This window comes from Vreelandella sp. H-I2 (assembly GCF_052959335.1).
The window spans coordinates 272,738-296,533 of the sequence record NZ_JBRAMC010000002.1 but is presented as its reverse complement, the minus strand read 5'-3'; the positions used below and the strand labels follow the sequence as shown (position 1 = coordinate 296,533).

Below are 23,796 nucleotides of genomic sequence, written 5' to 3'. Positions count from 1 at the left end.
GAGGCGACAAACAATGTTTGGACAGACTCAGTTCCAAGAAACCAGGTTGCAAACGCCTACCTTCGGCGCGCAGGTCGTTGAGGATAGGCTAACGCGGTTCGTGCTATGGGCACCGGGGGCTCACCGGGTTGATGTGGAGGTTGAGGGCCTGCCCAGCGTCACCATGAATCAAGAAAGTGATGGCTGCGCGACGGCAGACGTAGCCTGTGGTCATGGCGCTTGCTATCGCTACCGTGTATTCAATGAGAATGATGAGCGGGGAAGCCTAGTGCCAGACCCCGCCGCCCGTGCTCAGGCTGGTGATATTGACGGGCCAAGCGTGGTGATCGACCCAAACCACTACGTATGGAAAAACCCTACCTGGCAGGGGCGGCCCTGGCATGAAACCGTACTTTACGAACTGCATGTCGGCGCCCTCGGTGGCTTTAAAGGCGTGCGCCAACACCTGCCCTACCTGGCCGAACTGGGTGTTACCGCTATTGAACTAATGCCGGTCTCTGAATTCCCTGGCGCACGTAATTGGGGTTACGACGGTGTGCTTCCCTATGCGGTGGAAGCCTCTTACGGTACCCCCGACGACATGAAAGAGCTGATCGACGAGGCCCACTCCTACGGCCTGATGGTGTTTCTTGATGTGGTCTACAATCACTTCGGCCCTGATGGCAACTACCTGGCAAACTACGCAGGTGCCTTCTTTCGTGAGGATTTGGTCACGCCATGGGGACCCTCCATCGACTTTCGCCAACCTATGGTACGTCGTTATTTCATCGATAACGCCTTGATGTGGCTTGAGGAATATCGCCTGGATGGCTTACGTTTCGATGCCGTCCACGCCATCAGCGAAAAGGACTTCCTGGTCGAACTGGCTGAGACAATTCGCGCCCGGATAGCCCCTGAACGGCATATTCATCTAGTGTTGGAGAACGAAGGCAACACGGCCAGCCTGCTCAGTCCAGACCAGTTTACTGCTCAGTGGAACGACGACTGGCACAACGTTATGCATGTACTGCTGACCGGCGAGCAGGAAGGCTATTACAGCGATTTCGTTGACAACGCGACACCCCGGCTGGCCCGGTGCCTCAGCGAAGGATTCATATTTCAGGGAGACACGTCGCGTCATGGCCATTCCAGAGGCGAGCCCAGTGCTCATCTTCCGCCGACTGCCTTCGTAGCGTTTCTGCAAAATCATGACCAGACCGGCAACCGTGCCCTCGGCGAGCGTCTGAGTGTGCTCACCAATGCCGAGTCACTGGCGGCGGCCACGGTATTGCTGCTGCTTTCGCCAATGGTCCCGCTATTGTTCATGGGCGAAGAGTGGGGCTCCAAGCGGCCCTTCTTATTCTTCACTGAACATAATGAAGATCTCGCCCAAGCGGTTCGTGAAGGGCGGCGAGCAGAGTTTGCCGACTTCAGCGCCTTTCTTGATGAAAAGAGCCGCGAGCAGATTCCTGATCCTAATGCGCTAACGACTTTCGAAGCCTCAATCCCCGACTTCGACGTGCGCGAAACATCTTCCTATGCTGCCTGTATGGCGCGCTATCGCACCTTATTGAAGCTTCGTCATCATCATATCGTGCCACGTCTAAAAGGCGCCGTAGCGCTGGGCGCTAAAGCACTCGGCGACAAAGCAGTGCTGGCCCGCTGGCAAATGAATGACGAAACCCACCTGGTGATAGCACTCAACCTTGGGGAGCATCCAGCGGCCACCCTGGGGCTGGGAGTAGGCCAATTACTCCATGAAACCGACGAGGGGGTAGCAAAGGCTGCCCAGAGCGGCCGGATACCGCCTCGCGCTGCCGCCGCTTGGTTGCGCCATAATCCGGGTGACGAGGAGGTAAGCGCATGAAAGATAAGCTGAGACAACTCGCCGAAGCGGCTGGATTATTGCTTGAATGGGAAAATAGTGACGGCGAGCCCTGTCAGCTATCTGCACAGGTTCAACGCACCTTGCTGGGCATACTCGGCTTTCCCACCGACAATGAGGCCGCCATGGACGAAGGCTTGCAGCGCCTAAAGCGTTTGCATACGCCGGAAAGCCCTGCCGAGTGGCCACCGCTGCTTACTGTTGACTGCGAAACACCGATCACGCTGCCCTCGGTGCTGCCCCCCGGCACCGATTTTGTTTTGGTGCTTGAGCAAGGTGGTCGCGTAGAAGGCTACCTAAACAAGGATGGCACGATGCCCGGCGTAGCGGAGATTGGCTATCACCAGCTACATATAGCAAACACCGAGTTGACCCTGGCCGTTGCCCCACACCAGTGTTACACCCCGGCCGATGCCAGCGGTAAGACCGCGCCAAGGCTATGGGGCTTGGCGACACAGCTTTATGCGCTGCGCCGACCCGGGGATGGCGGTATCGGCGATGCTTTAGCATTGGAGCATTGCGTCGCCCAAGCTGCCAACCAAGGCGCGGATGCCGTAGCGATTAGCCCGACCCATGCCATGTTCAGCGCCGACCCTGAGCGCTATAGCCCTTATTCCCCCTCCACCCGGCTACTCTATAACGTGCTTTACAGTGCCGCTGAAAACCTGTTCGGCGAAGCGTGCGTCCATGAGGCCCAGGCCCGTAACGGGCTGCAGGCGGAGTTACGCCGTCTGGAAGCCAATGACTTCCTCGACTGGCCGGAAGCTGCGCGCGCCAAGCTCTCCTGGCTGCGTTACCTTTACGATGATTTTATGGCCCGGGAAGATAACGCCGCCCAGGCGCTACGCCAGGACATGCAGGCGTTTCGGCGGGCAGGTGGCGACCTACTGGAAGACCATTGCCGCTTCGAAGCCTTACAGAGAGAAATCGGCCCCGGCAACTGGCGTGAATGGCCAACCGAACTTCGCGACCCAGCCAGCCCGGAGATTGCCCGCTTTGCCCAGACGCGTGCCCACGAAATAGGTTTTCATGCTTTCTTGCAATGGATAACCGCCGACAGTTTATCGCGTGCCCAACGCGCAGCCAGAGAGGGCGGCATGACGATTGGGCTGATCGCCGATCTGGCGGTGGGGGCTGATGCCGGTGGCAGTCAAACGTGGAGCCGCCAAACGGACATGCTGGAAGGTGTCTCTATCGGTGCCCCTCCCGACCTATTTAATGGTCAGGGTCAAGATTGGGGTCTGGCTGCCTTTTCACCCTTTGGCTTGAAGCACTCAGGCTTTCGTAGCTTTATCGACATGCTACGGAGTGCCTTCGCTCATGCTGGCGGGCTGCGTATCGACCATATCCTCGGCCTAATGCGCTTATGGCTGGTGCCTCATGGCGCTCCTCCCACGGAAGGCGGTTACCTGTCTTATCCGCTGGAAGATATGCTGCGCTTAGTGGCGCTGGAATCCTGGCGTCATCGTGGCATCGTTATTGGCGAGGACCTGGGCACTGTCGCCCCTGGCTTTCGCCAACGCCTTGCCGCACGCGGCATATTGGGCATGCAGGTGCTTTGGTTCGAACAGGACGAAGAGCAACACTACTTGGCTGCAGGCGAGTGGTCCTCCGATGCCATGGCCACCACATCGACGCACGACCTGCCCACCGTCGCGGGCTGGTGGGCGGGCCGTGACATCGAATGGCGCAGCCGGCTGGGCCTGCTCAAGTCGACTCAAAGCGCTGAGAGCGAACAGAAAGTTCGCCGCCAGGAGCGGGCCAAGCTGGCCACTACGCTGGGCTTGCTGGGTGGTACGCCCACCACAGAAACGCTGGAAGCAGCCGACATTCCCGCCTCGCAAGTACTTAATGCTTGCGCACGGCACCTGGGCGCCACCCCCGCACCGCTGATATTACTTCCGGTCGAGGATGCCTTAGGGCTCGAAGAGCAAGCCAACCTACCCAACACGGTGGATGAGCATCCTAATTGGCGTCGGCGCTGGACGGCCAATGCCAATGACCTGTTGGTATCGGATGAGGTTCGTGAACGACTTGCCGAGCTGACGCGTACACGCAAGGCCATCTCCCATGGCAAGCCATCGCGGTCCGCCCTGTTTGGGAGGACGACGCATGAATGAGATCCTTGCTACCGTTCGGCTGCAGTTTCACCGCGGCTTTACCCTGACGGATGCCGAACACTGGATAGACTATTACGCCAACTTGGGTATTAGTCATTTCTACGCCTCACCGCTGCAGGCGTCACGGGCGGGTTCGCCCCATGGCTATGACGGCATCGACCCAACGCGCATCGACCCTGAGCTAGGCGGCGAGGCGGCGCTTGAACGCCTGGTGTCGCGTCTACGCTCACGCGGCATGGGGCTGATCCTTGATATCGTCCCTAACCACTTGGCCGTGGGCGGTTCACAAAACCGCTGGTGGCAGGACGTACTCGCCTGGGGCAACGACAGTCCCTATGCCGAGTTCTTCGATATCGACTGGCATTCAGATGATCCGCAGCTTACCGGAAAGCTGCTTGTGCCGTTCTTAGGCGACGCTTACGCTGAGATACTGCAGTCAGGCGAACTGGTTCTTGGCTATGATGCCGACACGGCCGGGTTTCATGTCGACTATCATGAGCACCGCTTTCCCATCGACCCACGTCACTACGGCGACATACTGCGTTTTGCCGACCACAACGCGCTGCACGAACAGGCAGCTTTTTTCGATGCCCTCCAGCAACGTGAAGACGCCTATACCGCTGCTGGCGATGCGCGCTATCAGCTACGCAAGGTAATGGAATCCCCCGCTGCCCGACAGGCTCTTGACGCTGTCATCGCCCTGTTCGGCAGTGCGAACCCCCACGGTGCTACTCGTCTTCATACCTTGCTCGAGCGCCAGCATTACCGCTTGGCCTGGTGGCGCACCGCTTCCGATGAAATTAATTGGCGGCGTTTTTTCGATGTTACCGAACTGGGTGGGGTACGTGTCGAAATTCCGGAGGTTTTTGAAGCTGTTCACGCCCTACCGTTACGGCTGGTTGAAGAAGGCTGGGTCGATGGGTTGCGAGTCGACCATGTTGATGGGCTTGCCGACCCTCGCAGCTACTGCCTGCGACTGCGTCAGCGCCTTGATGCCCTGCAGGAAAAGCGACCAGCAGAGGCACCGCGCCATGTTGCTCTCTATGTAGAAAAGATATTAGGTGATGGCGAGACGTTACATTGCGACTGGCGAGTGGACGGCACCAGTGGCTACGAATTTATGAACGAGGTTTCGGGAATACAGCACGACCCGGCTGGCGCTGCCCCCCTTAGCCGGCTATGGCATGACGTTAGTGGTCGTGATTATGATTTTACCACCGAGGTACACCTAGCCAGGCGCGAGATACTCACTTCGCTGTTGGCCAGCGAATTTGCAGCCTGCGCTCGTAGCTTACACGCTGTTGCCCGAGCTCAGCTTGCCAGCCGGGATATTACCCTAGCGGCGATCAGCCGAGCACTCGAAGCATTAATTGTTCACTTTCCTATTTACCGCAGCTATGCCGACGATGCAGGCCGCCCTGATGCCGATGCCCCCTTCTTCGCTCAAGCAATGAAGGGGGCTCGACAAGCACTCAATCCACCCGACATTGCGGTTCTAGAGGCAATGGAACGTTGGCTGGGCGGCGAAGCGCCTTGTGACGTCGCTGATGATGAAGAGCGCCGACTGCGCCAGCGCGCGATTGTGCGCTTTCAGCAGCTTACCTCGCCGGTCGCCGCCAAAGCTGTGGAGGACACCGCAGGGTATCGTAGCGCCGTGTTGATCTCACGTAACGATGTGGGCTTCGATGGCGAGCATTTCAGCCATTCTCGCAAGCGCTTTCATGAGGCGAACGTACGGCGTGGTCACCAGTTTCCCCGCACCATGGTGACCACGGCCACCCACGACCACAAGCGTGGCGAGGATGTCCGTGCGCGACTGGCAGCACTGAGTGAACAGGCCACGGACTTTGCTAACCATGTCGAGCATTGGCGTCGGCTAGCAGCACCACTACGTCGGTCGCTGCGCGACGGACCCGCCCCCTCACCGGGTGATGAACTGATTCTTTACCAAATCCTGCTGGGTGCCTGGTCACCAACGCTTGATCCGCTAGACAACGACGAGATGCAGGCGTTTGTCCAGCGGCTCGCGCAGTGGCAGCAAAAGGCCTTGCGTGAAGCCAAGTTAAGCAGCCACTGGCTATGGCCCGATGATACTTATGAGTCCGCCTCTCGCGCTTTCCTCGAAGACTTGATGACGACGCCGCCACTGCGCGACGCCATCGCGGCGGCGGCACGTAAGCTCGACTTGCCGGGTGCGATCAATGGCCTGGTTCAGACGGTGTTGCGTCTGACCGTACCCGGCGTGCCCGACCTTTACCAGGGTGCCGAATTTTGGGACTACAGCTTGGTCGATCCCGATAACCGCCGCCCTGTCGACCATGCGATGCGTAAAGCGGCGCTGGATGAAGCGCTGACGCCTACAGATGCATTGTTAACGTGGCGTGATGGACGCATTAAGCAAGCAATCATCGGGAAGTTACTGGCTCTACGCCATCGTTATCCTATGCTGTTCATCCACGGCGATTACTATCCTCTCTCGGTAAGCGGCGTTCATGCCGACCACATAGTGGCCTTTACCCGACGCTACGCGGGTTACCAATTATTGGTGGTGGTACCCAGGCTGGCCACTGAACTACTAGGCGAGGCCGAGCAACCGCATATCCTCCCGCAACGCTGGGAAGATACGCACTTGCTCCCCGAAGCCGGTCTTTGGCAAAGCGTATTGACCGAGTCATCGCTGGAGATCAGTAAGCAAGGTGTGCCTATCGCCACCTTGCTGGCGGAGCTACCCGTGGGTGTTTTCCTGCTTGATGACGGCACGGATAGCAGCGATTGGATTACCTCGCCATTACATCAATACCGCGACACATCTAAATAGCACATAGGAAGAGCTGACATGACTGACGAAGAACGCGTACGTCAACTGGCCTACAGCATCTGGGAAGCAGAAGGACGCCCCGAGGGACAGCAGCAACGCCATTGGGATAGAGCCCTGAAGATCGTTGCCGCGGAGCAAGTGGCGGGCAATGAAGCTGAACTGGAAGAAGTAGGCGAGCCAATAGACGAAACTCCTATTTTGGAGGATGACTTGCCACTGGAAGAGGACGAGATCGGCATTCAGGAAAACCGCTTGCCCCTGGAAGACCCTGAAAGCGATCCCTACTTAGATGCAGAAGTTCCCTTTCAGGAAGAAGCCCTGACAGGCGAGGACATGCCTGACGAGGAGATACCGGTCGATGAAGTGCCTGTCGATGACGTGCTTTTCGATGAAGTGACTGGCGAGGACGTGCCGGTACAGGATCGTGGCCATCCAACTCAAACACCCGCCGACCCCGCCGATACAGCGAGTCCGATGGAACCGTTGCCTGACGATTCCGCTACCGTGGCACGCACTCGCCGTCCTCGCCGTAGCAGCGACTCATTGGCGACTACCGAAGAGACGAGCACAAGCAAGAAGACGGGTAAGACTGCGGCGGCTAAAAAGACAGAGGCCAAAACAGCGAAAAAAACTACCCCAAAGGCGAAGAAACCTAAAACGACTAAGACGAACGACCGTAGTTAAGACTGTCGTTAAGACTGTCGTTAAAACTGTCGTTAAGACCGTAGCTAAAACATTAGTTAAACACTTGAATGCCCCAATGGCTCAAGGACGAATTCGATGAATACAAGCCAGGCCTCGCGGGACAGCGATAAGTCCGTTGCCACCGATGAATCTCCCAGTGTCATGCAGCACGCACGCGTCCACGAGGGATGGTCGTTTCCTCTGGGAGCGACGTGGGATGGACTAGGCGTTAATTTCGCGCTGTTCTCAGCCCATGCCACCCGCGTTGAACTGTGTCTGTTTGATGAAACCGGCGAATGGGAGCTTGCCCGTGTCGAGCTGCCCGAATACACCGACGAAGTATGGCACGGCTACCTACCTGACGCCCGCCCTGGCCAGCTCTATGGTTACCGTGTGCACGGGCCTTACGCGCCCGAAGAAGGCCACCGTTTTAACCCTAATAAACTCCTACTCGACCCTTACGCCAAGCAGATCGTCGGCGACCTGAAATGGGACGAGGCGCTATTCGGCTACACCATCGGTCATCCCGATGGCGACTTGAGTTTCGATGAGCGAGACAGCGCGCCGTTTATGCCACGCTGCCGGGTGATCGACCCTGCCTTCACCTGGGGGCGCTCGCGCGGGGTACAACTGCCTTGGGATCATACGATTCTCTACGAGACCCACGTTCGCGGTTACACCATGCGCCATCCGTCGGTACCCGAAGCGCTACGCGGCACCTTCGCCGGTTTGATGGTCAACGATGTCGTCGACTACATCCGCTCACTGGGGGTGTCATCGGTGGAGCTATTGCCGATCCACGCCTTCGTTGATGATCAGCACCTTTTAGAGCAGGGGCTGCGCAACTATTGGGGTTACAACACGCTGGGGTTTTTCGCCCCCCACTCGCGCTATATCTCGGGTGAAAGTATCCATGAATTCAAGGAATTGGTGGCCCGTTATCACGCCGCCGACCTGGAAGTCATCCTTGACGTGGTTTACAACCACACCGCAGAGGGTAACGAGCTAGGCCCCACGCTTTCACTCAAAGGCATCGACAACGCCTCCTATTACCGGCTGATGCCCGAAGAGCCGCGCTACTACATCGACGATACCGGCACCGGCAACACCTTGAACTTGAGCCACCAGCGCGTATTGCAGATGGTCACCGACTCGCTGCGCTACTGGGCCACAGAAATGCGTGTAGACGGCTTCCGCTTCGATTTAGCGACGATACTCGGGCGTGAGCCCCACGGCTTCGACGAGGGTGGCGGCTTTCTCGACTCCTGCCGCCAGGACCCTATCCTCAGCCAGGTAAAGCTGATTGCCGAACCCTGGGACTGTGGTCCCGGCGGTTATCAAGTCGGCGGTTTCCCGCCGGGCTGGGCGGAGTGGAACGACCGCTACCGTGATACCGTGCGCGCTTTTTGGCGGGGGGATGAAGGACAACTGCCGGAACTGGCCACCCGGCTGATGGCATCGGCGGACTTTTTCCAACGTCGTGGTCGGCGTCCGTTCGCCTCGGTCAACTTCGTCACTGCCCACGATGGCTATACCCTTTACGACCTGGTTGCCTACAACGATAAGCACAACGAGGCGAACGGTGAGGACAACATGGATGGCCATGACCACAACCTATCGTGGAACCATGGCGCAGAGGGTCCCAGTGACGATGCCGAGATACAAGCACTGCGGTTGCGTCAGATCCGCAACTTCATTGCGACCACCCTGTTCTCCCAAGGAACGCCCATGTTGCTGGCTGGCGATGAGCTCTTGCGCACCCAGCAGGGCAACAATAATGCGTATTGTCAGGACAATGAGATCAGTTGGGTGGATTGGAACCTTGATGGTGACGCCCACGCCATGATCGAGTACCTCCGGCGGGTGATTGCGCTTCGACTACGCTACCCGATTCTGCGGCGTGGACGCTTCCTCTCCGGCGAGTACAACGAGGAAATGGGGCTCAAAGAAGTCACATGGCTCGCGCCGGATGGTGCCGAAATGGACATTGAGCGTTGGGAGGATGCCGAGGCACGCACACTCGGCCTGTTACTGGACGGTCGCGCCCAGCCGACGGGCATACGCCGTGCCGGCGCTGATGTCACCTTGTTGCTAATTTTCAATGCTCACCACGACGCAGTGGCTTTTCAGTTACCGGAAGCACCAAGCGGCAGCGGTTGGTTATGCCGCCTTGATACTAGCCACACCATAGAGGAAACCCCTTTCCAGCGCGCCTTTGGTGAGGAACATAGGATGGAAGGTCGCTCATTGGCCCTATTGGAGCTAGTGCAGCAGGCTGATAACGCCGTTATCTAGAGATGAGGCAGCGCGGAGATCTCCGCTGTCGTTTCCGCGTTGCAAGGAGAAGCATGCGATGAGTTCAACTGTTTATCCCACGTCCGGGGCAGTCCCGGCGCAAGAGCAGGATCCAAGCCAGGTAATAGCGGCTACACAGGCACCACGCATTGCCATCGAATCCGTCACCCCCTCCCTTGACCAGGGACGTTTTGCTGCTAAAGCGATTGTTAATGAACCGGTCGTTGTAAAAGCGACCATCTTCGCTGACGGTCATGATGTGCTGTCAGCCGCGATCTGCTGGCAGGACGATCAGGGCCAACAGCAACGCGTACCCATGCGCCAGATAGAACCCCTCGGATTGGATATCTGGGAGGGAAGTTTCACGCCTCAGCGGGTGGGAGACCACCGTTTTATCATCGAAGCCTGGTGGGATATTTATGCCACCTACCATTACGAACTTTCCAAAAAACACCAGGCGGGGGTGCCGGTCGAGCTCGAGCTTGAAGAAGGCAGGCAACTGATCGAACGCGCGGCTGAGCGCGCCTCTGAAAACGACAATGGAGTGCTCAGCGCAGCATTAGGAGCCGTCCATGAGCAGTTTCAGTTAGCACAGCATGATGCCGACCGTGTCGCGCTGCTGCTTGACGGTGACACCGCCAGGTTGATGCACGAAGCGGATACTCGCCCGCATCTAACCAGAAGCGACACGCATTATCCGCTTGAAGTGGAGAGACTCAAGGCGCGCTTTGCCAGCTGGTACGAACTGTTCCCCCGCTCGGAAACCGACGATCCTAATCGCCATGGTACGTTCAAGGATGTTCATAGGCGCCTGCCATTGATCCGCGATATGGGCTTTGATGTGCTCTATTTTCCGCCCATTCACCCGGTCGGTCGGGCGCATCGCAAAGGCCCTAACAACAGCCTTGAAGCAGGACCGGATGACCCAGGCAGCCCCTACGCCATCGGCAGCGAAGAAGGCGGGCATGAGGCTATTCACCCGCAACTCGGCACCCGTGAAGATTTCCGCGACCTGGTACGTGTCGCCAATGAACACGGGCTGGAGATAGCGCTCGACTTCGCCATTCAGTGCTCACCGGACCACCCATGGCTAAAAGAGCATCCAGGCTGGTTTTCCTGGCGGCCCGACGGTTCAATCCGCTACGCCGAAAACCCGCCCAAAAAGTATCAGGATATTGTCAACGTCGACTTCTACGCCGAAGACGCCATCCCCTCGTTATGGATCGAACTTCGTGATGTCGTTCAAGGTTGGGTTGATGAAGGCGTAAAAATATTTCGTGTTGATAATCCGCATACCAAGCCACTGCCCTTCTGGGAATGGTTAATTGCCGATATTCGTCGCCGTGATCCGGACGTCATCTTCCTGGCCGAAGCTTTCACCCGACCGGCCATGATGCTGCGCCTGGGCAAGCTGGGCTTCACTCAAAGCTATACCTACTTCACTTGGCGTCATACCAAGGCCGAGTTGACCGAGTATTTTACTCAACTCAATGAATCGCCGCTTCGTGATGGGTACCGGCCCAACTTCTTCGTCAATACACCCGATATTAACCCCTACTTCCTGCAATCGTCTGGGCGGGCTGGCTTTTTGATTCGTGCGGCGCTGGCCACCATGGGTTCAGGGCTATGGGGCATGTACTCAGGGTTCGAGTTGTGTGAAGGCGCGCCAGTACCCGGCAAAGAGGAGTACCTCGACTCCGAGAAGTATGAGATTCGCCCGCGCGACTACAGTGCTCCCGGCAATATCGTCTACGAGATCGCCCAACTCAACCGAATCCGACGCGAGAACCCAGCACTGCATACCCACCTGGGTTTGACCTTCTATCCGGTACACAACGACCGCTTGTTACTGTTCGCCAAGGGCACCAAGACACGCGATAACGTTGTCCTTATCGCCGTGAATCTTGATCCCTTCGAGGCGCAGGAGGGCGCATTCGAATTGCCCTTGGGGCTGTTCGACCTTCCCGATGAGGCGGCACTGCACGTGGAGGATCTAATGAGCGGCAGGCATTGGACGTGGTATGGCAAATGGCAGTCGATGCGGCTCGATCCGGCGGCACTGCCATTCGCCATCTGGCGTATTCGCCCCATCCAATAGCCATGCGTGACGACCTAGTTGAATTGGATTCGAAAGCGATTCGTTTGCAACGAATGATCCGGATCGATTTGTTCATACCGATGAAAACAGAGAGGGCAAGCCAATGATGGATGCCAGTAGCGAAAGACACGCCGTCGAGGCCATGGATTTTCTCGATGACCCACTCTGGTATAAGGACGCCGTCATCTACCAAGTACATGTCAAGGCCTTCTTCGACGCCAATGACGACGGCATCGGTGATTTCGAAGGCTTGATTCAGAAACTCGACTATATCGTCAGCCTGGGCGTGAACACGATCTGGATATTGCCATTCTATCCCTCGCCACGTCGCGATGATGGTTACGATATCGCTGAATATACCAGCGTTAGCCCTGATTACGGCACGCTGGAAGACGCCCAGCGCTTCATCAAAGAAGCGCACCGACGCGGCCTACGCGTATTGACTGAGCTGGTTATCAACCATACGTCCGACCAGCACGAATGGTTTCAGCGTGCCAGGCAAGCGCCGGCAGGCTCGCCGGAACGCGATTTCTACGTGTGGTCGGACACCGACCAAAAATACCCCGGCACACGGATCATTTTTCTTGATACCGAATCGTCCAACTGGACCTGGGACCCGGTCGCTGGCGCCTACTACTGGCACCGCTTCTATTCACATCAGCCGGACCTTAACTTTGACAACCCCGTGGTGCTTGACGAGGTGATCAAGGTAATGGAGTACTGGCTCGATATGGGCGTCGATGGCCTGCGCCTGGACGCCATTCCGTATCTGGTCGAGCGTGAAGGCACCAACAACGAGAACCTGCCCGAAACGCATGTCGTGCTAAAAAAGATTCGTGCGGTGCTTGATGAACGTTACCCCGATCGCATGCTGCTCGCTGAAGCCAATCAATGGCCCGAAGATACCCGACCCTATTTCGGCGATGGCGACGAATGCCACATGGCGTTCCATTTCCCGTTGATGCCACGCATGTACATGGCGCTGGCCCAAGAAGACCGTTTCCCGATTACCGACATTCTGCGCCAGACCCCAGAAATACCCGCCACCTGCCAGTGGGCGATCTTTCTGCGCAACCACGACGAGCTGACCCTGGAAATGGTCACCGATAAGGAGCGCGATTATCTCTGGAATCACTACGCCGCCGACCGCCGAGCGCGTATCAATTTGGGCATCCGCCGACGGTTAGCGCCGCTGCTGGAGCGTGACCGGAGACGTATTGAACTGCTTAACAGCCTGCTGCTTTCTATGCCGGGTACACCGGTGTTGTATTACGGCGATGAAATCGGCATGGGCGACAATATTTATCTCGGCGACCGTGATGGCGTACGTACGCCCATGCAATGGTCGGTGGACCGCAACGGCGGCTTCTCTCGTGCCGATCCGGCACGGCTGGTGCTCCCACCGATCATGGACCCGCTCTATGGGTATCAGACCGTCAATGTCGAAGCGCAGGTGCGTGATTCGCATTCGTTGCTCAATAATATGCGTAGGCTACTCGCAGTGCGTAGCCAGCATCGCGCCTTCAGCCGTGGCACCATGCGACCGCTCTACCCCGCCAACCGGCATATTCTCGCCTACCTACGTGAGATGACGCTCGATAATGGCGAGACAGAAACATTGCTGTGTGTGGCCAATGTGGCCAGTACCGCCCAGGCAGTGGAGCTCGACCTGTCCGCTTTTGCCGGAAAGGTGCCAGTAGAAATGGTCGGCGGTAGCGCCTTTCCGCCGGTGGGTAAACTGGCCTACTTGCTGACCCTTCCCCCCTACGGTTTTTTCTGGTTCCTGCTAGCTCCCGCGACCGCCATGCCGGAGTGGCATGTTCCGGTACCTGAGCCAATGCCGGATTACGTCACCCTCATTATCAAAAAGCGTCTTGAAGAGATTTTCAACGAAACGCCCAGACGATTACTCGAACGCGAAACGCTCCCCAACTACCTGCCTAAGCGGCGCTGGTTCGCCGCCAAGCAGGCGCGTATTGAGGAGATCCGTTTACACGCCACCGTCAGCCTTGAGCACAGCGGGCATTCGCTGCTGTTAAGCGAGCTGGAGGTCAAACATGGCCAAGGCAGTGAGCGCTACCAACTGCCACTGGCTTTCCTGGGCGAGGATGAGCAGAGCAATCCGCTACCGCAACAACTCGCCATGGCGCGGGTTCGTCGCTTCCATGAAGTCGGGCTGCTAACCGATGCGGTCACCCTGGATGCCTTTACGCTAGCGGTGCTGGAAGGCATGCAGTTAGGCAGCGTAGTGCCCTATGAGCAGGGAGAAGTCCATTTCTTGCCAACGGCGGCCTTCGCCGATCTGACGCTTCCTGAGCATCCGGAGATAGTGCAACAGAGTGCCGAACAGTCCAATAGCTCGATCATCATTAACCATCAGTTAGTGCTCAAGCTGTTTCGGCGCCTGGAGCCAGGCATTCATCCCGAAGCGGAAATCGGCAGCTACCTGACCGAGCGAGGCTTTACGCATACCGTACCCCTTTACGGCGTGGTAACCCGGCTCGAAGAGGGAACCACACAGACCCTAATGATCCTGCAAGGCTTCATCGACAACCAGGGCGATGCCTGGGCGTGGACTCGCTCCAAGCTGGAGCGAGCGATTCGTGAAGCGGTGGCGGATGACGAGCGGGGTAGTGAACCACGGGAGGAAGCCCGCTACGGTGCGTTCGAGGAGCTGGAAGAGTTTGCGGCTACGCTAGGGCGTCGGCTGGGTGAATTGCATATGGTACTGGCAATGCCAAGCGATGATCCGGCGTTTGCGCCTGATGTCGCGGGCTCATCCCATGTAGAACACTGGACGCAGCGCGTAACGCAGCGCGTCGAGGAAGCGTTGGACTTGCTTAAGCAGCACAAGAGCAGCGCTGACGAAGCCGAGCAGCAGCTTGCCGATGCGATCCTGAATCGGCGTGATGCACTTATGGCGTCCATTAAGATGATGGCTGAAATGGCCGAAGGCAGCCTGATCACCCGTATCCATGGCGACCTGCATCTCGGTCAAGTATTGGTGGCCCATGATGATGCCTACATCATCGACTTTGAAGGCGAACCGGCCAGACCCCTGGAAGAACGTCGTGCTAAGGATAGCCCGCTGCGTGATGTCGCTGGCATGTTGCGCTCTTTCGACTATGCCTATGCCAAGGTGGAAGAGGCTCGGCCAGGCGAAAATGAAGTCGTCGATTCAAACACCGCTACCGGCCACGCTGTCGTGGAGCAGTACCTGCTCAGAGGACGGCAAGCATTCCTCAACGCTTATTGGCAGGCAACACTGGAAATGCCCCACGAATGGAAGAAAGCAAGCGGAGCCGCCGCTGCGGTCGATCTGTTTGTCCTCGAAAAGACGGCCTACGAGATCGCCTACGAAGCCGCCAACCGCCCTGCATGGCTGGGTGTACCGTTGCGCGGCTTAGCTGCGATCATCGAACAACTCAGCCCAGGAGAGCCACATGAATGAAGTTATTCACACCCAGCCCATTTTGGATCGCAGCTTGTGGTTGACCGAGGAAGACGCCGACGCCCTGGCACAGGGAAATCACCATGATCCCTTCTCGATCCTCGGCATTCATACCGATGACGAAGGCCAGTTCTTGCGCGTCTTCCTACCTGGCGCAGTGGGGGTTGATGTTCTCGACCGCGAAGGCGGCACGTTGCGTTGCTGCCTGACCAGCATGCAGATCCCCGGCTTGTTCGCTGCGAGGCTGCCGCATGCGGCTCCCTATCTGCTGCGCATTCGCTGGCCCCAAGGCGAACAGATAACCGAGGACCCTTATAGTTTCGGGCTGCTACTGGGCGAAATGGACCTCTACCTGCTAGGCGAAGGCAATCACCGTAACCTTGGGCACTGTCTGGGTGCTCAGCCCATGGCGGTGGATGGCGTCGACGGTGTGCGCTTCGCCGTCTGGGCACCCAATGCCAAACGTGTGTCGGTGGTGGGTGATTTCAATAGCTGGGATGGTCGCCGTCATGTGATGCGCCTGCGTATTTCCGCCGGCGTGTGGGAGATATTCGTACCGCGCATCGGGCCTGGGGAATCGTACAAGTATGAGGTTGTCGAGGCCCACGGTGCCATTGGCCTTCGCGCTGACCCTGTTGCTTTAGCCACCGAAGCACCGCCCTCTACCGCCTCGGTGGTGGCCGATACCACGCCTTTTACCTGGCATGACGAAGAATGGATTGCTCAGCGGCAAAAATCACATGACCCATCTCGGCCAATTAGCATCTACGAGGTGCACGCCGCCTCCTGGCGCAAACATGGCGGCGACAACGGCGAACTCTATAGCTGGCGTGATCTGGCCGAGCAACTGATTCCTTATGTGTTGGAAATGGGTTTCACCCATGTCGAACTATTGCCGATCATGGAGCATCCCTTTGGCGGTTCCTGGGGCTACCAGCCGCTGAGCCAGTTTGCACCCAGTGCCCGTTTCGGCAAGCCTGCCGACTTTGCCTACTTCGTCGATGAGTGCCATCGCGCCGGGCTGGGTGTCATTCTTGATTGGGTACCGGCCCACTTTCCTACCGACCCCCATGGCCTGGCGCGCTTCGACGGTACTGCCTTGTACGAATATGAGCATCCTTTCGAGGGGTTCCATCAGGATTGGGACACCTACATCTACAATTTGGGCAGGCGTGAAGTGCATGGATTTATGCTCGCCTCGGCACTGCATTGGCTGAGGCACTTCCATGTCGATGCACTGCGCGTCGATGCCGTTGCCTCGATGCTCTATCGCAACTACTCCCGCAACGAAGGCGAGTGGATTCCCAACCGTTATGGCGGTCATGAGAATCTTGAGACGATAGACTTCCTTCGCCACCTTAATGACGTCATCAGTGAAGAAGCCCCAGGCACAGTCGTGATCGCCGAGGAATCCACCGCTTGGCCCGGCGTTACCCAGCCAACCGATGAGGGGGGGTTGGGCTTCGCCTATAAATGGAACATGGGCTGGATGCACGACACCTTGGAATATATCGCCAAGGACCCGGTTTACCGTACCTACTCGCATCACGATATGACCTTTCCAATGGTCTATGCTTTCTCCGAACGCTACGTATTACCCATTTCTCACGACGAGGTAGTACACGGTAAGGGCTCACTGATCTGCAAGATGCCAGGCGATGAGTGGCAACAGTTTGCTAACCTGCGTGCTTATCTTTCAATCATGTGGGCTCAGCCCGGTAAAAAGTTACTGTTTATGGGCTGCGAGTTCGGCCAGTGGCGTGAGTGGAGCCACGACCGTGAGCTGGATTGGTCACTACTCGCCGAAGGCCGCCATGCCGGTGTTCGCCGATTATTAAGCGATCTTAACCGCTGCTACGGGGAGCTACCCGCTCTGCACGAATGCGATAGCGAACCACAAGGGTTTACTTGGGTCGTGGGCAATGACAACACCAATAGCGTTTTTGCTTGGCTGCGCTGGAGTGCCGCCGGTGAGCCGCTGCTGGTCGTTGCCAATATGACGCCGGTGCCACGAATGGGTTATCGCCTGGGCGTGCCGCTTGCCGGTGGCTGGGAAGAACGCCTTAACAGTGACGCCGAGTGCTATGGAGGTTCCAACATGGGCAACCTGGGCCAACTAACAGCTGAAGACTCTCCTCTTCATGGACAAATCGCCAGCCTAGAACTCACCCTACCACCACTGGCGGTACTGCTGTTACGCCCGGTCGAAACCCCGAGCACGCGTTGATAGCGCGTAATAGTTATTGAACTGGATCAAGTCATTAGGAGATATGAGTCACCGAGGAAAGGGATAGTAGTTTGAATGCGGCGTCTTTGAAGAACTAGGCTTTGAAGCACACTCTTTGAAAACCAGCTTTGAAGACCAGTTTTGACGAACAGTTTTGAAGGACAGCTTTCAACTACGTTCCTTTGTCCTCGGTGTGAAAAGAGACTAAAAAATATTATTAACAAGCGAGCGAACGGATGCACGAATTTAATATTGGGTTATTAGTCGTTGCTGCTAGCGCGCTATTTCTGGGACTATTATCAACACCGCTAAAGCGGATCGGTTTACCCGACTCAGTCACCTTGTTGCTCGTCGGGGTTGTGTTGGGACCTACTGGGTTTGGATTTCTAGAACCAGCGCAGTGGAGTAACGAAATGGCCATTTTGGAACAAGTGGCCCGCTTAGCTATCGCGATTGGCTTGATGGGTATCGCACTGCGCTTACCCAAATCCTATATTTTTAACCACTGGCGACCACTTTGCTTTTTACTGCTGGTGGGTATGCCGTTCATGTGGCTATGTAGCAGCGCTTTAACAGGTTGGACACTCGGCTTGCCAATAGGAGCCGCTCTACTCATCGGTGCAGCGATTACCCCAACTGATCCGGTGGTTGCTTCGACCCTCGTGACCGGGCCCGTTGCAAAAGAAAATCTTCCCGCTTATCTACGTCAGATAATTTCAAGTGAATCGGGCGCCAATGATGGGCTTGCGTTCATCTTTGTCATGGTTGCCGTGTTTTTGCTGACGCTTCCAACTGGCCAATCCATGACTATGCAGATTCTAGGTGTCATTTTTGGCGATATTTTAGTGGCCTTCGTAGCCGGAGCCCTGATCGGCTATACGGTAGGCTTTACGATGCGCAAAGCTGAAGAAAAAAAGACTATCGACCAATCGTCGATGTTAATGGTAACAACCGCGCTTGCGCTCACTACTCTTGCCGCAGTGAAGCTGATTGGAAGCAATGGAATTCTTGCCGTGTTCGTGGCGGGGTTAGCGTTCGATCAACAAGTCAACGCGTCAGAACGCCAGGAGGAAGAAAGGGTCGTCGAGGGGGTGGACCGTTTTTTTACTTCACCAATATTCATCCTGCTCGGTTTAATGATTCCCTGGAACGAATGGATGTCCTTGGGATGGCCGGCACTGGCGCTTGTTATTGGCGTGCTTTTCCTCCGCCGGTTGCCGTTATTCCTACTGCTAGGCGGGCATCTTAATGACCTTCCAAGCAAGCTGGACGGCAGTTTCTCGGGCTGGTTTGGGCCAATTGGGGTCGCCGCGCTTTACTACGCGGCATTGGCCCATCATAAAACAGACGTTGCGGAGCTTTGGCCCGTGGTGAGCTTGATCGTTGTTTCATCCATCGTGGTACATGGACTAACCGCCATGCCGCTTTCGCATCTCTACCGGCGGTTGAAGGATGCCAGGGCATCGTTATAAGAGTGCCTTCTACTTTTTTCTAAACATTACTTCTTCGGCTTCTGTCGCTGTAGGGTTAACTGTTCAAGCAATAAAGCAGACGTGCGCGCTCTAAATGTTTGCGCATCTCCTCTACAGCAGCCTCCTTATCTCCTTGCTCGATGCAGTCAATAATTTTGGCGTGCTCCAGCAGGGTAATATCTTCATTCCCCTCCCAGTGCAGCAAACTAGCGTGAAAACGCGCTAACCAACCCAGCATGGCTTGGCTAGTTGCCATAAAAATCGGATTGCGGGTTATTCCGGCAATGGCTGTATGAAAGGCCATATCGACCTCGATAAAGGCTTGAGCATCGCCATTTAAATGCCCGCGCTGCTGTTCTAACAGCTCTCTCAAGTGAGCAATGTCTGCCGCAGAAGCCTGACCTGTCGCCTTCTCTACCATTCCCAGCTCAAAGAAGGTGCGCGCTTCTTTAAGTTGTTCAAGCGACTGTGGCGAGCTAGCGAGCATGTGACGAGCGGTTAAATCGATCTGGGACATCAATCCTACCGCCGTCGGCTGCAGTACTTTAGGGCGCTGACCATGATTAATCTCGACAAGTCCAATACGTTCCAGCGTTTGCATCGCCTCACGGATTGCCGGCCTTCCCACGCCATAGCTATCCATCAGCTCGCGCTCGGAAGGCAGCGTATCACCAGGCTTGTATTGGCCCGCTTCAATCATTTCATACAGTCGATCAAACACCTCATCTGACAGCTTGCGCCGAGTAATTTTAGGGGCTGGTTGCACGGCGATTTCTCCTCACAAGCCAAACAGCGGCTTGGTTATCCAATGAGCGTCTGCAGTCTAACGCTGCACTACTGCAAATGGGGCACAATTTACTTACATGCGACCAAAGCAGCATTTGACAGACTGCTATAGATATTATGTCATCATACCAGTTGCCGAGCAATCGACTCTTTCCCTTTAGACCCTCGGCCAACACATGGCTAGCGCCATGCAACCCCTTCATTGGAGTCTGCTATGACCAACATTGCCCTTATCGGCGCAGGCGGAAAAATGGGCTATCGCCTGTCAAGCAACCTGCAACAATCAGATTACGCCGTCAGCCACGTTGAATTGAGTGACGCAGGCCGTCAGCGCCTATCAGAAGGCCTGGGGATTAGCTGCGTAGATGCCCATCAGGCCGTTCCCGAGGCCCAAGTAGTGATACTCGCGGTTCCCGACACGCTAGCGGGGCGCGTCGCGGAAGAGTTATCTCCACTGATGGCCAGCGGCACCATGGTAATCACACTGGATGCTGCGGCTCCTTTTGCCGGCCACCTACCCAATCGTGACGACTTGGTCTACTTCGTGACACACCCTTGCCACCCGCCGATCTTCAATGATGAAACGGATCTAGATGCCAAACGTGACTACTTTGGCGGCGCTAAGGCCAAGCAACATATCGTCAATGCCCTGATGCAGGGGCCTGAAGAGCTTTATGCATTAGGCGAAGCAATCGCGAAAACCCTTTATGCCCCTGTGGTTCGCTCACATCGAGTGTCGGTTGAGCAGATGGCACTGCTTGAGCCCGGCCTTTCTGAAACCGTATGCGCCACGCTGCTGGTAGTAATGCGCGAAGCAATGGATGAAGTCGTCGCCCGCGGCGTTGACCAAGAGTGCGCGCGAGACTTTTTACTCGGCCATATGAATATTCTGGCAGCAGTCATTTTCGAGGAGCAGCCCGGCGTATTCTCCGATGCCTGCAATAAAGCGATTGAAAATGGCAAACCCCAGTTGATGCGCGATGACTGGAAACGCGTATTTGAGCCTGAAGAAATTGCCGAAAGCATTCGGCGTATTACCTAGGGTTAATGCGACATAAACACCTCAGCTCTAACGCTAATTACAACAAACTGGAGTAGAACATGACCACCTACAAGCTCAACAAAACCTCAGTCAACATTGCGGCCACCCTCGCCTCACTCCTTGTACTGACCGCCAGCACCTCAGCGTTTGCCGTTCAAGAGATGAATCTAGCGTTCACGCCACCACTCAACTCCCACTATGGTGAGGCCGGCCAAGCGTTTGCCGAAGAGATTGATCGGCTTAGCGACGGTGAATTTAAAATCAATCTGCGCCCTGCCAGTGCATTAGGCGGCGAACGCGATGTGCTTGAAGGCCTTCAGATCGGTTCAGTAGAGCTGACACTAACCTCCACCGGCCCTATCGGTAATTTCGTACCCTCGGTTTACGCCCTCGATTTCCCGTTCTTGTTCCGCGACTACGATCACGCCCATAAAGTGCTGGATGGCGAGATTGGTCAATCGTTACTGGAGGAGTTCGAAGACGAAGGCTTAATTGGTTTGGCCTGGGCGGAAAACGGTTTTCGGCACCTCACCAATAGCGTGCGCCCGGTCGAAACGCCCGAAGACATGGAAGGCATGAAGATTCGTACCATGGAGAACCAGGTGCATCTGGAAACCTTCAAAGCCTTGGGCGCCGCACCAACACCCATTTCTTGGACAGAAGTCATTACGGCCCTTCAGCAAGGCACCATCGACGGCCAAGAGAACCCAATACCCATTTTGACCGTGAATAATATGTGGGAGATTCAGGATTACCTGACGCTGACTGGCCATGTTTACTCCCCCACTGCCCTAGTGATGTCCAAAATCTATTGGGATGACCTGAGTGAAGAGCAGCGGGGCTGGTTCCGAGAGGCCGCCCAGGTAGCCGCTCAAACTTCACGCGATGCCGTCCAGCGTATCGAAGAGGAAGGCGTTGATTTGCTGCGTAGTAACGGCATGGAAGTGGTGACCGAGATCGACTACGAGCAGTTCCGTGCCGCCGCCGAACCTGCCTACGAACGCTACGCCGACCAGTATGGCAGTGAACTACTAGAGCGTATCCGCGCAACCGAGTGAGCCACCCTTTGCTGCATGCCTCCCTTTCGGGAGGCATTTTCTCCCCGACGATGAGGTTTACGCTTATGTTGTCGCTACTGAATAGTTTGGCCCAGGTGCTCATCAAGCTCAGCCATAATCTCGCTGCAATACTCCTCGCCATTGCGGTGGCTTTAGTCTCCTTCCAAGTCTTTACCCGTTTTATACTCGGCGACCCCGCTGCCTGGTCAGAAATCCTGGCGCGAGGATTGATTGTCTGGAGCGTGTTTTTAGTCAGTGCTGCAGCTTTTTGGTACGGCGCCATGATCTCCATTGACCTTTTCCTTGATCGCTTGCCGCCGCGTTTGCGCATTTATGGTCAGCGTTTGGTATGCGCCGCCGTATTAACACTACTCACAATTCTTGTCTGGCAGGGGTACCTGATCACCTTGCGCGTCTCTGGACAACAAATCGCCATGCTCGAAATTCCTATGTCCTGGTTTTATGCCGCTATACCCACTGGCTGTGCCGTCGCCATCGTCGCAGTGATTGCGCGCCAGCTCAGTGTCGAGTATCAGCATCATCACGGGCCGCACAGGACGAGTCCTATCCGCCCTGATGTAGGAGAAACACCATGAATCTGGCAATCAGCTCAGCGTTGATCGCGCTGTTTGCCTTGTCGATACCGATTGCGGTTGCTATCGCCTTAACCGCAGTGATTGGTCTTTATTTCTTCAGCAGCGTTCCGCTCATGGTCGTTCCACAGCGCATGTTCGTGGGGTTAGATAGTTTTCCGCTCATGGCAGTGCCGTTCTTTATTTTAGCCGGGCATATAATGAGCAACGGCGGCATTGCCAACCGGATGGTCGAGTTTGCCCGCTCACTGGTTGGCGGCATTCAGGGCGGTTTGGCCTGCACCTGCGTGGTGACCTGCATGATGTTTGCCGCCATCTCGGGCTCCAGTGTGGCCACTACCTTTGCCATCGGCGCCATCTTGATTCCTGCCATGGTAGCCCGTGGCTATCCGCCGCCGATGGCCGCCTCTATCCAGGCCTCTTCTGCGGAACTGGGTATTATCATTCCGCCTTCCGTACCATTGATCCTCTACGGTGTCAGCACAGAAACCTCCATTACACAGCTATTTCTCGCCGGTTTTGGCCCCGGCCTAATGATCGGGCTAGCCTTGATCGTAATGGTCGTTATTTGGTGCCGCTTAAAAGGCTATGGCACCCAGGATGGTGATTTACGCTCGCCCATCTGGCCCGCATTTCGCAGTGCCTTTCTCGCCTTACTAATGCCGGTCATTATTATTGGCGGGATTTACGGTGGCATCTTTACGCCCACCGAAGCCTCAGCGGTAGCGGTGTTGTATGGGCTGTTTTTAAGCATGGTGGTTTATCGCACCATCAAACTAATTGATTTGCCACGTATTTTCCGTGAGAGTACCTTATCAGCCGGTTTGATCATGCTGATTATTGCCGCAGCCTCGATCCTGAGCTTTGTGATTGGACGTTCAGGTTTGGCCAGTGATATTGGCGCCTGGGCACAAAACACTTTTGATAATCGCTACACCTTCCTGCTCGCCATCAATATGTTGCTACTGGTGGTCGGCATGTTTATCGAAACTTCCGCCGCCATTTTAATTCTTGCCCCCATCTTGGCCCCCATTGCGATTGGGTTTGGCATTGACCCAGTGCATTTCGGCATCGTGATCGTCGTAAATTTAGCGTTGGGCATGTTTACCCCGCCCCTAGGGGTGAATCTTTTTGCCGCCGCACAAGTAGCCAAGCTACCCGTTGAACAGCTATTTCGCTTTTTGCTGCCGCCGGTACTCACCATCATCACCTGTCTGATGCTGATTACCTATGTGCCGATGATCTCGCTGTTTCTGCGCGATCTCCTTTTTTGAACTGCCGGAGTCTA

14 protein-coding genes are annotated in these 23,796 nt (G+C 56.2%); 13 read left to right on the top strand and 1 reads right to left on the bottom strand.

Annotated features, from left to right (window positions below):
- Positions 1-13: 13 nt before the first annotated feature.
- From treZ to ACUVOF_RS05855, 9 genes are all read left to right on the top strand, one after another.
- Positions 14-1,846: a malto-oligosyltrehalose trehalohydrolase gene (gene treZ, locus ACUVOF_RS05895; RefSeq protein ID WP_447043456.1), complete on the top strand. Its 1,833-nt coding sequence runs from the start codon at positions 14-16 to the stop codon at positions 1,844-1,846.
- Positions 1,843-3,984, top strand: coding sequence for a 4-alpha-glucanotransferase (gene malQ / locus ACUVOF_RS05890; RefSeq protein WP_447043455.1), 2,142 nt, complete (start codon positions 1,843-1,845; stop codon positions 3,982-3,984). Before treZ ends, malQ begins: the two co-directional genes overlap by 4 nt.
- Positions 3,977-6,802, top strand: a complete 2,826-nt coding sequence (gene treY / locus ACUVOF_RS05885; protein WP_447043454.1) for a malto-oligosyltrehalose synthase — start codon at positions 3,977-3,979, stop codon at positions 6,800-6,802. Before malQ ends, treY begins: the two co-directional genes overlap by 8 nt.
- 18 nt (positions 6,803-6,820) lie before the next feature.
- Positions 6,821-7,486, top strand: coding sequence for a DUF2934 domain-containing protein (locus ACUVOF_RS05880; RefSeq protein ID WP_447043453.1), 666 nt, complete (start codon positions 6,821-6,823; stop codon positions 7,484-7,486).
- A gap of 96 nt (positions 7,487-7,582) precedes the next feature.
- Positions 7,583-9,781 carry a glycogen debranching protein GlgX gene (gene glgX / locus ACUVOF_RS05875; RefSeq protein WP_447043452.1) on the top strand — a complete coding sequence of 733 codons (2,199 nt, stop codon included), beginning with the start codon at positions 7,583-7,585 and terminating at the stop codon, positions 9,779-9,781.
- A gap of 58 nt (positions 9,782-9,839) precedes the next feature.
- Positions 9,840-11,879 (top strand): alpha-1,4-glucan--maltose-1-phosphate maltosyltransferase, encoded by a 2,040-nt coding sequence (locus ACUVOF_RS05870; protein ID WP_447043451.1) that lies wholly within the window; start codon positions 9,840-9,842, stop codon positions 11,877-11,879.
- A gap of 103 nt (positions 11,880-11,982) precedes the next feature.
- Positions 11,983-15,330 carry a maltose alpha-D-glucosyltransferase gene (treS, locus tag ACUVOF_RS05865; RefSeq protein WP_447043450.1) on the top strand — a complete coding sequence of 1,116 codons (3,348 nt, stop codon included), beginning with the start codon at positions 11,983-11,985 and terminating at the stop codon, positions 15,328-15,330.
- Positions 15,323-17,557: a 1,4-alpha-glucan branching protein GlgB gene (glgB, locus tag ACUVOF_RS05860; protein WP_447043449.1), complete on the top strand. Its 2,235-nt coding sequence runs from the start codon at positions 15,323-15,325 to the stop codon at positions 17,555-17,557. Before treS ends, glgB begins: the two co-directional genes overlap by 8 nt.
- A 236-nt stretch (positions 17,558-17,793) precedes the next feature.
- Complete coding sequence (locus tag ACUVOF_RS05855; protein ID WP_447043448.1) at positions 17,794-19,029, top strand: cation:proton antiporter domain-containing protein; 1,236 nt, start codon at positions 17,794-17,796, stop codon at positions 19,027-19,029.
- A gap of 55 nt (positions 19,030-19,084) precedes the next feature.
- Here the strand turns inward: ACUVOF_RS05855 and ACUVOF_RS05850 are convergent, their stop codons facing one another.
- The gene (locus ACUVOF_RS05850) at positions 19,085-19,795 is read right to left on the bottom strand and encodes a transcriptional regulator NanR (protein WP_447043447.1); all 711 of its coding nucleotides are present in this window, start codon (positions 19,793-19,795) and stop codon (positions 19,085-19,087) included.
- Positions 19,796-20,029: 234 nt separating this feature from the next.
- On the opposite strand from ACUVOF_RS05850, the gene ACUVOF_RS05845 reads away from it, so the two are divergent.
- The 4 genes from ACUVOF_RS05845 to ACUVOF_RS05830 all read left to right on the top strand — a co-directional run bounded on the left by ACUVOF_RS05845 (position 20,030) and on the right by ACUVOF_RS05830 (position 23,782).
- Positions 20,030-20,857, top strand: a complete 828-nt coding sequence (locus tag ACUVOF_RS05845) for a phosphogluconate dehydrogenase C-terminal domain-containing protein (RefSeq protein WP_447043446.1) — start codon at positions 20,030-20,032, stop codon at positions 20,855-20,857.
- Between the two features lie 59 nt (positions 20,858-20,916).
- On the top strand, positions 20,917-21,915 hold the full coding sequence (locus ACUVOF_RS05840; RefSeq protein ID WP_447043445.1) for a TRAP transporter substrate-binding protein: 999 nt from the start codon (positions 20,917-20,919) through the stop codon (positions 21,913-21,915).
- Positions 21,916-21,980: 65 nt separating this feature from the next.
- Positions 21,981-22,511, top strand: a complete 531-nt coding sequence (locus ACUVOF_RS05835) for a TRAP transporter small permease (protein WP_447043444.1) — start codon at positions 21,981-21,983, stop codon at positions 22,509-22,511.
- A complete protein-coding gene (locus tag ACUVOF_RS05830) occupies positions 22,508-23,782 on the top strand; it encodes a TRAP transporter large permease (RefSeq protein ID WP_447043443.1) in 1,275 nt (424 codons plus the stop codon). Before ACUVOF_RS05835 ends, ACUVOF_RS05830 begins: the two co-directional genes overlap by 4 nt.
- Positions 23,783-23,796 lie beyond the last annotated feature (14 nt).

What these genes read in the sequence shown, in the direction of transcription:
- ACUVOF_RS05835 (WP_447043444.1), top strand. Translation starts at nt 21,981, where the DNA reads ATGTTGTCGCTACTGAATAGTTTGGCCCAGGTGCTCATCAAGCTCAGC.
- ACUVOF_RS05870 (WP_447043451.1), top strand. Translation starts at nt 9,840, where the DNA reads ATGAGTTCAACTGTTTATCCCACGTCCGGGGCAGTCCCGGCGCAAGAG.
- treS (WP_447043450.1), top strand. Translation starts at nt 11,983, where the DNA reads ATGATGGATGCCAGTAGCGAAAGACACGCCGTCGAGGCCATGGATTTT.
- ACUVOF_RS05830 (WP_447043443.1), top strand. Translation starts at nt 22,508, where the DNA reads ATGAATCTGGCAATCAGCTCAGCGTTGATCGCGCTGTTTGCCTTGTCG.
- treZ (WP_447043456.1), top strand. Translation starts at nt 14, where the DNA reads ATGTTTGGACAGACTCAGTTCCAAGAAACCAGGTTGCAAACGCCTACC.
- ACUVOF_RS05880 (WP_447043453.1), top strand. Translation starts at nt 6,821, where the DNA reads ATGACTGACGAAGAACGCGTACGTCAACTGGCCTACAGCATCTGGGAA.
- ACUVOF_RS05855 (WP_447043448.1), top strand. Translation starts at nt 17,794, where the DNA reads ATGCACGAATTTAATATTGGGTTATTAGTCGTTGCTGCTAGCGCGCTA.
- malQ (WP_447043455.1), top strand. Translation starts at nt 1,843, where the DNA reads ATGAAAGATAAGCTGAGACAACTCGCCGAAGCGGCTGGATTATTGCTT.
- treY (WP_447043454.1), top strand. Translation starts at nt 3,977, where the DNA reads ATGAATGAGATCCTTGCTACCGTTCGGCTGCAGTTTCACCGCGGCTTT.
- glgX (WP_447043452.1), top strand. Translation starts at nt 7,583, where the DNA reads ATGAATACAAGCCAGGCCTCGCGGGACAGCGATAAGTCCGTTGCCACC.
- ACUVOF_RS05845 (WP_447043446.1), top strand. Translation starts at nt 20,030, where the DNA reads ATGACCAACATTGCCCTTATCGGCGCAGGCGGAAAAATGGGCTATCGC.
- ACUVOF_RS05840 (WP_447043445.1), top strand. Translation starts at nt 20,917, where the DNA reads ATGACCACCTACAAGCTCAACAAAACCTCAGTCAACATTGCGGCCACC.
- glgB (WP_447043449.1), top strand. Translation starts at nt 15,323, where the DNA reads ATGAATGAAGTTATTCACACCCAGCCCATTTTGGATCGCAGCTTGTGG.